Genomic DNA, 14,161 nt, shown 5'->3' with positions numbered 1-14,161 from the left:
TGATATATGGGACGATTATTTATTACGTTATTCAGTGGTGCATTTGAGTTTGTTTTTAAAGGAATTGTGCCTAAGTTTTTTTTGTTTTTTGCGTTGTTTTATATTACGACAGAGTTTATTCCTATTGTTATAGACGTGTTTTTGCTTAAATCGACAAATTTAGCGGAGCTTTTTGCTGCTTTGCCTGATGCGATTTGGTATTTCCTAAATTTATTACAGTTTCCATTTGGCGTGCCATTGGTGATATCAGCAATGGTGACGCGCTTTATTATCCGTAGATTGCCGATAATCGGGTAAGGGGATTCGTATGCCAATTACTGCTTATGTCGGCGTTCCTCGCTCCGGCAAGTCTTACGAGGTGGTGAAATCGGTTATTGTTCCTGCGATTGCGTCCGGTCGTCGTGTTGTTTCTAATATTTACGGGCTGAATGAGCAAAAAATAAAAGATTATTGCCTGAAACAAAATAAAAAATTGATGCATGAAAAATTAGGCTTATTGGTTCACGTTGAGAATGGTCAGTGTCTTGATGAAGATTTTTTACCGTCGATGGAAAATCAGTCTACCTTTTGTCAGGCTGGCGATTTGGTGGTGATTGATGAAGTTTGGCGGGTATGGGGCAGCGATAAAGATATTCCTAAAAATCATCGTTCGTTTATTGCTGAACATGGTCATTTTATCAATAAAAAGACGGGTATTATGTCTGATTTGGTGGTGATTAATCAGACGGTAACGGATATTCCCCGTTTTATTAAAGCCCGTATTGAAACAACCTATCGGATGCAAAAGCATGTTTCTCTGGGATTAAGTAATCGCTATCGGGTTGATGTGTTTCAAGGCGTTAAAATCACCAAATCGAATCGGATGAATTATTATCAGGAAAAATACGATAAGGCGATTTTTGAGCTTTATAAATCGGTTGAGGGAAATAATCCTAATACCTTAAAGACGGATAAACGGCAGTCTATTTTTTCATCAACAAAAGTGTTGATGTTAATGGTGCTTGTGCCTTTGGCTATTCTGGTTTCTCTTTATTTCGTTTATCAGTACTTCAATCAGTATTTAAATCCTGAAAAGCCGAAACATGCGCAATCTGTTAATTCTGTTTCTCAAAGTTCTAATCCAGTAGCTAGTTTTTCCATCCGTTCGTCTAAAGTGGTTTTATCGTCAAAATGGCGTATTACAGGGGAACTGCTCAGAGAAGGGAAAGCGTATGTCATTCTAGCGGATAAACAAGGGCAGTTACGTCTTGAGCCACGGAGTCAGTTTCAGTTTAACGGACGTCTTTTACAGGGAGAAATTGATGGGCAGTTAGTGAATTATTATTCAGGAGGTGGACAGTGAATAAAGCATTATGGGGGGGGGTATTTTTCTTTATTTTTTCTGTTGACGCAAAGAATGTTGATTTTAAGCTTGAAGCGGTTCCATTACCTAAAGCGATTTCGCTGATTTATGATGAAGTTTTGCAAAAGCCTTATATGCTTGACCCTAATTTAGCGAATGATTTGAGTTTAATGAGTTTTCATGCTACGGAAAAGCAGGATTTTAATCAGTTTATTATTCGTTATTTTGAGAATATGAATATTCGTGTTTATGAAAAACAAGGGGTGGTTTATCTGGTTAAGGTTAAGCCACCTGAACCTAAAGTAATCAAACAGAGTTTTGTTTATAATCCGATACACCGTGATGTTGACTATCTTCAGGGTTTTTTAAAGTCCGAAGGGGAGATTGCGGCTAATGGTGATAAATTGGTTTTTTACGGTACGAAAGAGGAGATTGTACGCGTTCAGCGTGTGTTGAGTTCTGTCGATACACCTTCACGTGAACTGGTTGTGACTGGTTATGTGTTTGAGGTTCAGGATATTGAAAAAGAAGGCAGTGGAATTAATTTATTAGCTAAATTATTGTCAGGAAAACTGGGCATTAATATTGGCATAAAACAAAATTATGAGAATTTTATTACGATTAATACGGGCAATCTGGATGCGATGATTGAATTATTTCGCACTGATAGCCGTTTTCATGTGGTGAGTAGTCCAACATTACGGGTTAAATCCGGTTCAAAAGGAAATTTTAGTGTAGGCTCTGATGTCCCTGTTTTATCCAGTGTGACTTATCAGGATGGTCGTCCTGTTCAGTCTGTTGAATACCGTTCAAGTGGGGTGATATTCGATATTCAGCCAACGATAAAAAGTCAGGCAATTGATTTAAAAATTCAGCAGCAATTATCTAACTTTGTGAAAACGGATACAGGCGTTAATCAATCTCCTACGTTGATTAAACGGGATATTGTCACTGATGTCACTGTAAAAAGTGGTGATGTGATTGTGCTTGGGGGTTTAGCAGAGAATAAGCTGGAAGAAGGGGGAACGGGTTTTAGTTTTTTGCCTAAAGGTTTTTTATCGGGTAAGTCTACGTCAAGGACTAAAACAGATATTGTCGTTTTATTACAGGTGAAAGTGATTTAAGTTTTCCGTTCATAAAAATCGTCCCCCGCAGCTGAGCGAGGAGGCAGATTTTTATGAACGGAGAACGAAGGTTGTCACGGGTAATAATCGTTATAATCTGTTCAGTTTTAAAATGTTGTTTGTTAAGCGTTACGCTGTTTTTTAGCGCTGTATAGCCAGACGTCCATCTGACTATACAGCTATCACATAAACCTAATAGGAGGTCTATATGACTGTGTTCGATCCTACTCAATATCCAGAGTTACGCAATCTTTTTCCTGAATTAACGCCAGTGCAGTTTGAAACGGCATTGTTATTTGCTTTTGGCATTCCACAAAAAGAAATCTCAGTGTTGCGTTCAGTGGCGTATAAAGTGGTGAGACAGACGATAACAGAATCCAGAATGAAATTTGAGCCAGCGTCATTGACGGGATTATTAACGGTATTTCATGTTCGTTTAGTGTTATTTGCTTTGTATGATTGCCAGCAACGCATTCGTAAGACATAAAAAAGGCTGTCAATCTAGGTGCGTTAAACGCACCTAGGGTATTTTATTCGATGAGATAATATCGATTCGGTATTAGGTCATAACTTCTAAAATCAATCATGAAATACCGCCACTTCTGATTTTGAGTCGCATCACACTAACATCAGGGAAACCCGCTACTTTATGGCGGGCTTTTTTTATGTTTTAAAATGTCCGTCAGGACATGGAAGGCGGCAGATTGAAATCACAAAGATAACTGAATGGAAAACCGCCGAAGCCAGGGGGGACTAATCGAGTAGCAGGAAACCCTGCGCTTGCGCCTCCTGCCAAGCCTGTTTTTTTGCAATGTCAATTGTTAGTATTAGTGTTTGAGTGAAGATACTGAGTAAAAACAATGATGAAATACTTATTGGTGTTGACCTTGAGTTCATTAGTTCTGGTTGGGTGTAAAAATGGTTTTTCAAAATACACACTAGAAGAAAAAAAAGCGATTATAAAAAAGCATGATAGAGAATGGCGAAAGCGACAAATTTGCGAGCGTAGATATAGAGAGAAACCTTCATTATTACTAGATTGTGTCAGTGATATAGATGATCCCGATTTTGAACATATGTATTAAGGTTCGCACAATATTTAGATATTATGTTAATTAATGGTTGATACTATGCAAAGATTAACGGTTTTTCTATGATTTGATTCATAAACTGGCAAAAATAAATAGTTATTTAGTACGGAGTGATCTTTTTTCTTCTAACGTTTTATTTTTTTAGCGGAAACTAATGAGATGCTGTAATTCTTATCAGAGTCAGGTAGCATATATTTATTTACCGCTTTTTATCAAAATTGATTAGTCACGTTTATTAGGGATACCAGTGTCTACTGCGGAAATTATCAATATTACATCCCCGGCTCGGCAAGTGTTGCAGCAGATTTTTGGTTATCAGCAATTTCGGCCAGGCCAAGAACAAATTATTAATACTATACTTACCAAGCAAGATTGTTTGGTCGTCATGCCAACCGGGGGAGGAAAATCTCTCTGTTATCAAATACCCGCTTTAATTTTGCCCGGCTTAACAATAGTAGTTTCCCCCCTAATTTCATTAATGAAAGATCAAGTTGATCAGCTTTCTCAGTATGGTATCGAAGCCAGTTATCTTAATTCAAGCCAAACTGGGCAACAGCAAAAGCAGGTCATTGAGTATTGTCGACAAGGCAAAATAAAATTACTTTATATTGCTCCAGAACGATTGGTTATGGATAATTTTCTTGATCGATTGCCAAAATTAAATCCGGTTTTATTGGCTGTCGATGAAGCCCATTGTATTTCACAGTGGGGACATGATTTTCGTCCTGAATATCGAGCATTAGGGCAATTGCGGCGTCGCTTTTCGCAGTTACCGGTTATTGCCTTAACCGCCACTGCGGATCAAACAACGCGTAATGATATTATTCACGGTCTTGAACTGTGTGAACCACTTGTCCATATTAGCAGCTTCGATCGACCTAATATTCGTTATACTTTAGTAGAAAAATATAAGCCTCTTGATCAACTTTGGTTTTTTATTAAAGGACAAAAAGGTAACAGTGGTATTGTTTATTGCAATAGTCGCAGTAAAGCGGAAGAGACAGCTGAGCGATTGCATAAACGCGGTTTAAGTGCGGCGGCTTATCATGCTGGTCTTGATAATACACAACGCGCCAAAGTACAAGATGCTTTTCAAAAAGATGACTTGCAAGTGGTGGTAGCAACGGTGGCATTTGGTATGGGAATTAATAAATCTAATGTCCGTTTTGTCGTCCATTTTGATATTGCCCGTAATATAGAATCTTATTATCAAGAAACGGGGAGAGCTGGGCGTGATGGCTTAGCTGCAGAGGCAATCTTATTTTATGATCCTGCTGATTTATCCTGGTTGCGTCGTTGTTTAGCGGAAAAGCCTGCCGGACAATTGCAAGAAATTGAACGTCATAAATTGAATGCGATGAGCGCTTTTGCCGAGGCGCAAACCTGTCGCCGGCTAGTATTGTTAAATTATTTTGGTGAAAATCGGCAGCAGCCTTGTGGTAACTGCGATATTTGTTTAGATCCACCGAAACGGTATGATGGCCTAATTGATGCTCAGAAAGTACTTTCTTGTATTTATCGAACAGGGCAGCGTTTTGGTATCGGCTATATTGTTGACATTTTGCGCGGTGCGAATCATCAACGTATTCGTGAATTTGGCCATGATAAGTTGCCAGTTTATGGCTTAGGTAAAGAACAGAGTCATGAGCATTGGGTGAGTGTGTGTCGGCAACTTATTCATATGGGGTTAGTGAGCCAAAATATTGCCCATTTTTCAGCATTACAATTAACAGAAGCGGCTCGACCGATATTGCGTGGCCAGGTGCCATTACAGCTGGCTGTTGCTAGAGTCTTATCGAAAAAAAGCCGTAATCAGCAAAATAAAAACTACCAAAGTCATTATGATAAAAAATTATTTGCTAAATTACGTCAATTGCGAAAAGTTATTGCGAATGAAGAAAATATTCCACCTTTTGTTGTTTTTAACGATGCCACTTTAATAGAGATGGCGGAGCGATATCCTGTCCAGCCGAATGAATTACTATTGATTAATGGTGTAGGCCAAAGAAAATTAGCGCGATTTGGAGAAGCATTCATGACATTGATTCGTGATCATCTGGCTGGTTTTGAATGAATTGAGGAGCAATTATGACGCCTGACATGCTAAAAGCGAGTTGGCTGACGCGTGAATCTCAGTTTTTAGCTTTTGCTAATGGTCCGCTTTTAGATTTTTGGAAAATGCGTGATGAAGCAGAATTTATTGGCGTCGATAATATTCCTATTCGTTATGTAAAAATTTGCTCCGCTCAGCATGATAAAGCGATTGTCATTTTGCCCGGACGCAGTGAAAGTTATGTAAAATATCCTGAAGTTGCTTATGATTTTTATCATCTTGGTTATGATATTTTTATCATAGATCATCGTGGACAAGGTCGATCGGGAAGAATGTTGGCCGATCCTCAAAAGGGACATGTCGAAAAATTTACTGATTATATTGATGATTTTGAATCTTTTATCACCCTTGAGATTAAGCCGCGATACTATTCACGTCGTTATGCACTCTCCCATTCAATGGGAGGGGCTATTCTCGGTGGCTATCTGTTAAGTGATAGTCTGATTTTTAATGCCGCAGTTTTATGTGCTCCGATGCTGGGCATTAATTTACCGGTCTCACGTTGGTTGGCAAATTTTATCATTCAGTGTGCTGAGGCGAGCGCTAATACCCGTGATGATTATGCAGTATCAACCGGTAAATGGCAGCCATTACCCTATATTATTAACATATTGACTCATAGTTATGAACGTTATCGGCGTTATTTACGTTATTATGCTGATTATCCTGAATTACGTATTGGAGGTCCAACTTATCATTGGATCGGAGAAAGTCTGCAGTTTTGTACTAGTTTAATTGAAAAAGCGGGAGAAATTGAGGTTCCGCTTATGCTATTACAAGCGAGTGAAGATAAGGTTGTTAGTAATCGGGATATTCAGAAATTTTGTCTCGCTCGACAAAAAATGCAGATGGGAAGAGGGGAAAAGCTACCTTTAATTATAGAAGGGGCAGACCACGAAATATTATTTGAAAATGATGTGTTACGTGCTATGGCACTTAATGCAATTTGTGATTTTTTTGATCAACATTGATTAACCAAGGAAAAACAATGACGTATTCTGTTGTTGCTTCAGATTTAGATGGTACTTTACTATCTCCTGACCACACTTTACCGCTATATACAAAAGAAACGTTAAAATTATTAGCAGAAAAAAATATTCATTTCATTTTTGCTACGGGTCGCCACTATATTGATGTTGATCAGATCCGTAATGGGTTAGGTATTAATGCTTATATGATCACATCTAATGGTGCTAGGGTACATAATACTAATGGCGAGCTTATCTTAAAGCATAATCTTGATCCTAATATTGTTCATGAGCTCTGTCTAATGGAGTTTGATAATCCAAATATTCTGACAAACTATTATTCTAGCAATAATTGGTTAATTAATCGGGAGAGCCCAGAACAAAAAGCATTTTTTAAAGAGTCTGTTTTTCACTATCAACTTTTTGAGCGTGATAATTTTTCTACGACCGATGTGAGCAAAGTCTATTTTACTTGTGAAGATCATCAGCAATTATTGCTATTACAGGAACAAATAAGCAATCGTTGGGGCAATCGTATCAACGTTAGTTTTTCATTACCAAGTTGTTTAGAAGTTATGAATGGTAGTGTTTCCAAAGGAAATGCATTAAAACAGGTAGCCAATTTATTAGGCTATACTTTGCAGGATTGTATCGCTTTTGGTGATGGAATGAATGATTATGAAATGTTAACGATGGCGGGAAAAGGCTGCATAATGAAAAACTCACATCAATTATTGCGAGATAATTTACCCGATATGGAAATAATTGGTTCTAATGAAGAAGAAGCGGTTTCTTATTATTTGCGTCGACTTTATAGTGGTATTTAAATATTTGCTGCAGATAAAAACCATCTAAATTGAGGTTACGAAAATTCACTTTAGAAAACAACAAAATAATTTATTATTAATTTGCTAAAGTGATTTTGTTTTTTAATTATATCAACAAGTCAATTAATAATGAATTTTTAAAATTTATTATGACTTATATTTATATTATGGAAAATAAATTGCTTAAATCTATTTTTGATTTTTATAGTGCGAAATAAAGGGATACTAAGATTAACTATTATCTTAGTATAATTTTTGAAGCGTTAGTTATAAAAAGGAGCTGGCGATATGAGAAAATTAATTCTGGTATTTACGCTAGGAATATTGAGTTATGGTTCTTTGGTCTCTGCTGATATAACAAATACAAAATCTAATGTAATAACGCAATTACAGCAATTAGCTGAACAAGGTAATGATAAAGCTCAGTATGAATTGGGGGAAAAATATTTTCGTGGACAAGGAATTTCTCAAGATTTCAAACAGTCCGTTGTTTGGTATTTGAAATCGGCTGAATTAGGTAATGCAGATGCGCAGTTTAGGCTCGCTACCATGTATGTTAATGGTTTTGGTGTTAGGCGTAATTATGATCAGGCAATAGAATGGTACCAGAGGGCAGCAATCCAACAACATGTTCGTGCGCAAAGCAATATGGCTACTATGTATGCTCATGGATTAGGTGTGAAACGAAATTTACCGGAAGCAGCATATTGGTTTGAGCAAGCATCAAAAGGGGGTTATGCATTGGCACAATTTAATTTGGGATTAATGTATAGTATTGGCAACGGTGTGATAAAAGATTACAAAAAAGCCGTCTATTGGTTCAAGCACGCCGCAAAACAGGGATATGCTAAAGCTCAGGATCGTTTAGGTGTTATGTATGCAGAGGGACATGGTGTTAATAAAGATAATAAAAAGGCCTATGCATGGTTAGCTACCGCCGCTTGTAATGGTAATAAAGAAAGTCAAAAATTTCATGATAAGATCGGAAAATTGTTTTCTGTTAAAGAAATGAAGGCAGCAGAGGCATTAGCTGAACGTTATATTAAAAAGTATCCCACCCCAATTGATTAAAAATTAATTACTAGATTAAATCCATTATATATTAAAAATAATATTATATTTATTTTAAAAATAAATATGATATATTTTGTTTAAATTTTATGCGAGTTATCCCTATTATTTAATGGCGAAAGTTCATTGCACTTTATAATTCTCCTGCTTTTCTTGCTAGGTTGCGCCCGGATCTATTTTTTGTTGCACTTTTTAATAGGTTATTACTGGCTATATCAATTCGAGCTTGAAAGGGAGGAAACGGTAGCGTGATCCCATGCTGCGCAAAACCGATTAATATATTTTGATGAACTTCATGTCGGGCTGGCATCCTATGCCCCATTTCTGCCGCGTAGATACGTAATTCAAAGATTTGAATGCCTTGTTGTAAATCAACCAGATATACCTCAGGTGCCGGGTTAGTTAAAATCATCGGTGTTTTCTCAGCAGCATTCAGTAAGATCCGACTGATCTCGGCACTATCTATATCAGCGGGTGCTGGAATGGTTAAAACAATACGCGTGATGGTATCGGATAACGACCAGTTAATGAATTGTTCGGTAATAAATGCCTTATTAGGAACAATAATTTCTTTGCGATCCCAATCTGTCAAGGTTGTTGCCCTAGTATTGATTTTGGTAATGCTACCTGTTAAGTCACGGATAGTGACGGTATCGCCAATACGAATTGGTTTCTCAAATAAGATCATTAAACCTGAGATGATATTGGTAAAGATTTCTTGGAGACCAAAACCTAGTCCAACACCCATGGCAGCAATTAACCATTGTAGTTTTGACCACTCAATCCCAAGCATCGAAAATGCAACTAAGCTACCTATAAGCGCAATAGTATATTTAGTCAAAGTAGTGATTGCATAACCTGTTCCGGGAGTTAAATCAAGGTGTTGTAACAGGGCGAGTTCCAATAATGCCGGCAAATTTCTAATTAGTTGTGCAGTAATTATAATAATAAGAATAGTAATAAAGAGAGAGCTGAGGGTAATAGGTTGAATGGTATCTACACCATTTATCGTGGTAGTTACATTCCAAAGCCGGACATTTTCCAGAAAAGAGAATGCTGAATGTAGCTCAGACCAAATTAAAATCAGTGAGACTAACGCTATCATGGTAAGAATAGAACGCACTAGACCTAAAGACTGGGCACTGATTGTATCTAAGTCAATTGTACTTTCTTCGATATCGACTAAGGCTTCGCCGCTACTATTAATATTACTATTATTGTCACCTTCATCTTTTGCCCGTTGAGCGAGAATGTCAGCGCGCCGTTGTTTTGCTCTTTCAAAAGCAATTTTACGCCGTTGGATAGACATCCAGCGGCGGATAATGTGATAAATAATCAGTAAAAAAAACCAGATTGCAACAGAGGTTTCTAGCCTGGCTAAAAGCTCTTCGGATGTTGAAAGATAACCCAAGAGTGCTGCAACAGCAGAAAAAATTGGCGCTATGATAAGTAATAACCACAATAAATTGCTAATTGCATTCTCGCCTGAGCCGTGGCGATCTAAATAAAGGGGTACGCCAACCCTTTTGAGGTTATGTGTAATTAGACTTAGCGCAATACACAATAATAAGAAGCAAAGTCTACCTAAGCTTGGAGCAAATTCACGGTCATTGTAATATTCAAACGTAATCAAGGCCATCATCAACGGCACTATGACAAAAACTGATAGTTGATAATAACGCATTGCTCTTTTTACGTTTTCTTCTGACCAACCAAAATGAGAAATAAACAATCCATTTGGCAGTGCAAAAGTGGCACTAATCATAAAAACCCATAAAACCGGTGTTGTCGCTCTCACACCTGAGCCAATAGCTGTGGCCATTGGGAATTGCCAGGCGCTTTGTAGGCCGTAACCAATCGCTGACCATAAAATAGGTAAAGGAAGTGCAATCAGAATAGACCAAAATACGGTTCGTAAGGTTAGCGCAAAGCGATCCTGGGTTACTTTACCGATCCGTGTACTGGCACGAAGAAGAAAATTATTGTAATGCTGATGGGTACTAATGCTAAAGATGACGATAGCAACAGCAGCGAGCAGGTATAACAAGCTATCCTGGCTGGCGAAGATAACGCTAATTGCTCCACTAAGTTGAGATAGCGTATCTAACGATAGTAAGCGAGTCAGATCTTTTACTATTGTAATTGGATAGTTGAGATTTATAGGATCGGTATCCGCGATCCAGAACATATAACGATGGGTCGCATCTTTGATATCTGTTAATGCATCTGTTAACTGGGTTGCTGCAACGTTTAGCTTGGTTAATTCCAATATTTCACTGTCATAACCAGAAATTATTGAGCTTAATAATTCTTTCCGAGTTTGGACGAGTGACTCATAAATTTGCGTTTGTTCTGCCGTGAAATTTTTTGTTTCGGCTTGCTTTTCCTCAGCCTCTTTATTGTTGGGGTTGAGATTTTCCAACATATCTTGGTACTTAAGGCGATCAATACGCTTGTTGACAATTTCTCTGTCAATTTGCTGATTTTTTGGAATTTCTGGCAAATGGTATAACTGTGCGCGTAATGCTTCACCCAAAGTCGTTGAACCACTTAACCATTGGGCTTGCTCGCGAATTGTGCCAAGTGCTTGACGAACGGTTAGTATATCACTGGAAGTCTGGCGTTGCCTTTGTTCAATATCATTTATTCTGTATGCTTGTTCATTAAGCCGTTGTGATAATTTACGGTTTAGTTGCAATTGCTCTGTTAAAAATTTAGGCAGTTCCCCGCCTTGAGCAGCAAGCATTTCAGTGTGTTTAAGTGCCAATTGTGCTTTCTGTTGGCGCTGAAAGTTTAGATGATTTCGTAGTTGTTGAAGCTCTTGATCAATTTGCTGATAACGTTTTTTAAAAAGCTCAATGCGTAAGCGTGCAATTTCTTGGCGATTATTGGCTGAAAGCTGGGCTATTTCTAGTTCATTGGTTTTTGACTTTCTTGCCGTGACTTCTGTTTGCGCTAAATTATATTGTGCTTCGGCTAAAGGAGAAACCGGAACAGGCAGGGATTCCAGTCTTACTATAGCGTCAGAAAGCAGGCGGCGAGCATCTAATAATTGTTGAGGTAATGTTACAAGAGAGTCGCTAATTTCACGATTTCTATCCTGTTCTCGCTGAATTTGTCTGCCTTGCTCAAGTAATTGACTACTAGCCTGAACAATACGTTGCTCTAGTTCCAGAATAGTTATATTGGTTGGTATAGTAACTGTTTTATTACTCTCAATAAGAAATTGTTGTTGTAATTCCTTTATGATTTTGGGGAAATCATCAATCGCTTCTTGATAAGCGCGGGTTTTTTTTTCTGATTCTTGCGCCTCAGATAACCAATTAAGCGCAACTTGTAATGCCTGAATAATTTCTGCATTTTTGGCGTTTTTATTTGCTTCAAGTTGTTTAATCTCTTTTTTAATCTGTATTTCATCAAGATTAATCGCTGCAAATACAGGTATCGTGATGAATAAGAGACTAAATAGTATGCAGACTATCAGGCGCACAATAGGATTCCTCAGATAAATTATTCAGTTCCATCTATTAAATTATGTGGACTAGTATGTTCCCCAGTATTTGCATAAATTGATTCTGCTAATAATTCACCTACTCGCGTGACGGTTCCTGGCTCTAATGCAGAATTAAGCTTAATATGGTTAAATTCAAACAAATTGATAACGGTTGAACCCAGTTTGAATTTTCCCATTTCTTCGCCTTTTTTCAGATAAACGGCTCCTGTTTTATCTTTTTCTGGATAAGTCCAGCGTTTGATAATCCCTTCACGTTCATTATTGACGCAGCCACACCAGCAGGTATCTATGCTGCCGACAATTGTTGCACCTATTAGAATTTGTGCCATTTTGCCAATCGACGTGTCAAAAATACAGATTAGACGTTCATTACGAGCAAAAAGATTGGGAACGTTTGTTGCAGTCAGTTGGTTAACGGAAAAGAGATCACCAGGAACATAAATCATTTCAGTTAGTAAACCGTCACAAGGCATATGGACCCGATGATAATCACGTGGAGATAAGTAAGTAGTTACAAACGCCCCATTACGAAATTTATCAGCCAGTATATAATTACCGGCTAATAATGCCGCTAAACTATAAGAATGGCCTTTAGCTTGTAAGATCTGCTCATCTACAATTAATCCTAATTGGCTTATGACCCCATCGGCAGGTAGAGCAAGTTGGTTGCTGCCGACAACAATAGGACGAATATTTTCTTTTAATGGGCGAGTAAAAAATTCATTAAAGGTAGAATAAGCTGAAAATTCGCTTTCTTTTGCTTCCGTCATATCAACTTTATAAAATTTGGCAAAAAGCTTAATCATTAACTGAGTAAATCCAGCCGCTTTTTGATCTGCAAGCCAACCAGCTAAATGTGTTAGCCCTTGTTTTGGTAGTAGATATTGTAGCTTGATCTTTATTTTTTCCAGCACATTAACCTCTAGTCTGATTCTAATGTTATTGGGTTGTAATCAAAAAAAGATAGTCATTGTACCTATGCTTTTCATGAATTCCAGAGTTATATTTATAACTATTTATTATCTATAAAAGGTCTACGTGGTTTTATTTGTTCCATGCTTGCTAAAATACGATGATAATTTTCAAAACGTGATTTTGCTATTTTTCCAGCGGTTACTGCTTGTAGTAAAGCACATCCAGGATCATCTAAATGCTTACAATCACGAAATTTACAGTATCCCAAGTATTGCCTAAATTCGACAAAGCCTTTAGTTATTTGTTCCTTTGTCAGATGCCATAAGCCAAATTCACGGATACCTGGTGAATCAATAAGATCGCCTCCTTTGGCGAAATGGTAAAGGCGCGCAGTTGTGGTTGTATGTTGACCTAATCCTGAATTATCAGATACTTGGTTGGTTAAAATTTTTTCTTCATTATTAGGTAGTAAGTTATTTATCAAACTAGACTTACCAACACCTGATTGTCCAACAAAAATAGATATTTTTCCTATAAGGGTCTTAATAAGCGTATCAATTCCTTCATTAGTACGGCTAGACACCTCCAAAACTTCATAACCAATATTATGATAAAGTTTTATTACTTTACTTATCTCTTTCCTGTTCTCTATATTGAGTAGGTCAATTTTATTTAAAATAATAATTGGTGCAACATTAAGTGTTTCGCAGGCAACTAAATAACGATCAATAATATTTAATGATAATTGAGGTAAGATTGCTGAAACAATGATCGCTTGGTCGATATTAGCCGCGATCGGTCTGAGTCCGTCATAGTAATCGGGGCGAGTTAAGAGAGAGGTCCGTTCATAGACTGCTTCAATGACACCGTTAACTTTTATATTAGATTGCTGATATAGCGCAGGACGCCAAATAACCCGATCACCTGTGACTAATGAATGGATTGTTCGACGAATATTGCAGCGTTGAATGTCACCTTCATTTGTCTCGATATCTGCATGCTGACCAAAACGGCTAATAACTAATCCTTCCTGAGGAATGCCAAGCTGATTATCATCAATATCTTGCTGAGATTGTTTTTTTAGCTTAGTTTGATGGTTTACATCTATTCGGCGTTGTTGGCCTTTAGTAAATTTCTTTTTAGCCACCTGACCTCACTAGTTTTATTGGTTTATTAATTGAGTTCATTATCAAGCG

Annotated in this window: 12 protein-coding genes; 9 read left to right on the top strand and 3 right to left on the bottom strand. The window is 37.5% G+C overall.

From position 1 onward, the window contains the following. Positions 1 to 6: 6 nt before the first annotated feature. The 9 genes from ArsFIN_RS02000 to ArsFIN_RS01960 all read left to right on the top strand — a co-directional run bounded on the left by ArsFIN_RS02000 (position 7) and on the right by ArsFIN_RS01960 (position 8,536). A complete protein-coding gene (locus ArsFIN_RS02000; RefSeq protein WP_026821880.1) occupies positions 7 to 297 on the top strand; it encodes a DUF2523 family protein in 291 nt (96 codons plus the stop codon). Between the two features lie 10 nt (positions 298 to 307). After that, positions 308 to 1,342 (top strand): zonular occludens toxin family protein, encoded by a 1,035-nt coding sequence (locus ArsFIN_RS01995; protein ID WP_026821879.1) that lies wholly within the window; start codon positions 308 to 310, stop codon positions 1,340 to 1,342. Next, positions 1,339 to 2,466 carry a type II secretion system protein GspD gene (locus ArsFIN_RS01990; RefSeq protein ID WP_026821878.1) on the top strand — a complete coding sequence of 376 codons (1,128 nt, stop codon included), beginning with the start codon at positions 1,339 to 1,341 and terminating at the stop codon, positions 2,464 to 2,466. Before ArsFIN_RS01995 ends, ArsFIN_RS01990 begins: the two co-directional genes overlap by 4 nt. A 208-nt stretch (positions 2,467 to 2,674) precedes the next feature. Continuing rightward, positions 2,675 to 2,953: a hypothetical protein gene (locus tag ArsFIN_RS01985; protein WP_026821877.1), complete on the top strand. Its 279-nt coding sequence runs from the start codon at positions 2,675 to 2,677 to the stop codon at positions 2,951 to 2,953. A gap of 400 nt (positions 2,954 to 3,353) precedes the next feature. After that, positions 3,354 to 3,551, top strand: a complete 198-nt coding sequence (locus tag ArsFIN_RS01980; RefSeq protein WP_135677423.1) for a hypothetical protein — start codon at positions 3,354 to 3,356, stop codon at positions 3,549 to 3,551. Between the two features lie 253 nt (positions 3,552 to 3,804). After that, positions 3,805 to 5,631, top strand: a complete 1,827-nt coding sequence (gene recQ / locus ArsFIN_RS01975; RefSeq protein WP_026821875.1) for an ATP-dependent DNA helicase RecQ — start codon at positions 3,805 to 3,807, stop codon at positions 5,629 to 5,631. 14 nt (positions 5,632 to 5,645) lie between these two features. Next, positions 5,646 to 6,641, top strand: coding sequence for a lysophospholipase L2 (gene pldB / locus ArsFIN_RS01970; RefSeq protein WP_026821874.1), 996 nt, complete (start codon positions 5,646 to 5,648; stop codon positions 6,639 to 6,641). A 17-nt stretch (positions 6,642 to 6,658) separates the two neighbouring features. Continuing rightward, positions 6,659 to 7,465 carry a sugar/pyridoxal phosphate phosphatase YigL gene (gene yigL, locus ArsFIN_RS01965; protein ID WP_026821873.1) on the top strand — a complete coding sequence of 269 codons (807 nt, stop codon included), beginning with the start codon at positions 6,659 to 6,661 and terminating at the stop codon, positions 7,463 to 7,465. 288 nt (positions 7,466 to 7,753) lie between these two features. Next, entirely contained in the window at positions 7,754 to 8,536 is a 783-nt protein-coding gene (locus ArsFIN_RS01960; protein ID WP_026821872.1) for a tetratricopeptide repeat protein, read from the top strand. 133 nt (positions 8,537 to 8,669) lie between these two features. On the opposite strand, the gene mscM is transcribed toward ArsFIN_RS01960, so the two are convergent. From mscM to rsgA, 3 genes are all read right to left on the bottom strand, one after another. Beyond that, entirely contained in the window at positions 8,670 to 12,026 is a 3,357-nt protein-coding gene (gene mscM, locus ArsFIN_RS01955; RefSeq protein ID WP_026821871.1) for a miniconductance mechanosensitive channel MscM, read from the bottom strand. A 20-nt stretch (positions 12,027 to 12,046) separates the two neighbouring features. Continuing rightward, on the bottom strand, positions 12,047 to 12,964 hold the full coding sequence (asd, locus tag ArsFIN_RS01950) for an archaetidylserine decarboxylase (protein WP_210409093.1): 918 nt from the start codon (positions 12,962 to 12,964) through the stop codon (positions 12,047 to 12,049). 98 nt (positions 12,965 to 13,062) lie between these two features. After that, positions 13,063 to 14,112, bottom strand: coding sequence for a small ribosomal subunit biogenesis GTPase RsgA (gene rsgA, locus ArsFIN_RS01945; RefSeq protein ID WP_026821869.1), 1,050 nt, complete (start codon positions 14,110 to 14,112; stop codon positions 13,063 to 13,065). Between the last annotated feature and the right edge of the window lie 49 nt (positions 14,113 to 14,161).

This window comes from Arsenophonus nasoniae, from assembly GCF_004768525.1.
GTDB classification, from domain to species: Bacteria; Pseudomonadota; Gammaproteobacteria; order Enterobacterales; family Enterobacteriaceae; genus Arsenophonus; species Arsenophonus nasoniae.
This window is presented reverse-complemented; position numbering and strand designations above follow the sequence as displayed.

Excerpts from the sequence above, each read along its gene's own strand:
- ArsFIN_RS01985 (WP_026821877.1), top strand. The coding sequence starts at position 2,675 with ATGACTGTGTTCGATCCTACTCAATATCCAGAGTTACGCAATCTTTTT.
- ArsFIN_RS02000 (WP_026821880.1), top strand. The coding sequence starts at position 7 with ATGGGACGATTATTTATTACGTTATTCAGTGGTGCATTTGAGTTTGTT.
- pldB (WP_026821874.1), top strand. The coding sequence starts at position 5,646 with ATGACGCCTGACATGCTAAAAGCGAGTTGGCTGACGCGTGAATCTCAG.
- yigL (WP_026821873.1), top strand. The coding sequence starts at position 6,659 with ATGACGTATTCTGTTGTTGCTTCAGATTTAGATGGTACTTTACTATCT.
- ArsFIN_RS01995 (WP_026821879.1), top strand. The coding sequence starts at position 308 with ATGCCAATTACTGCTTATGTCGGCGTTCCTCGCTCCGGCAAGTCTTAC.
- ArsFIN_RS01960 (WP_026821872.1), top strand. The coding sequence starts at position 7,754 with ATGAGAAAATTAATTCTGGTATTTACGCTAGGAATATTGAGTTATGGT.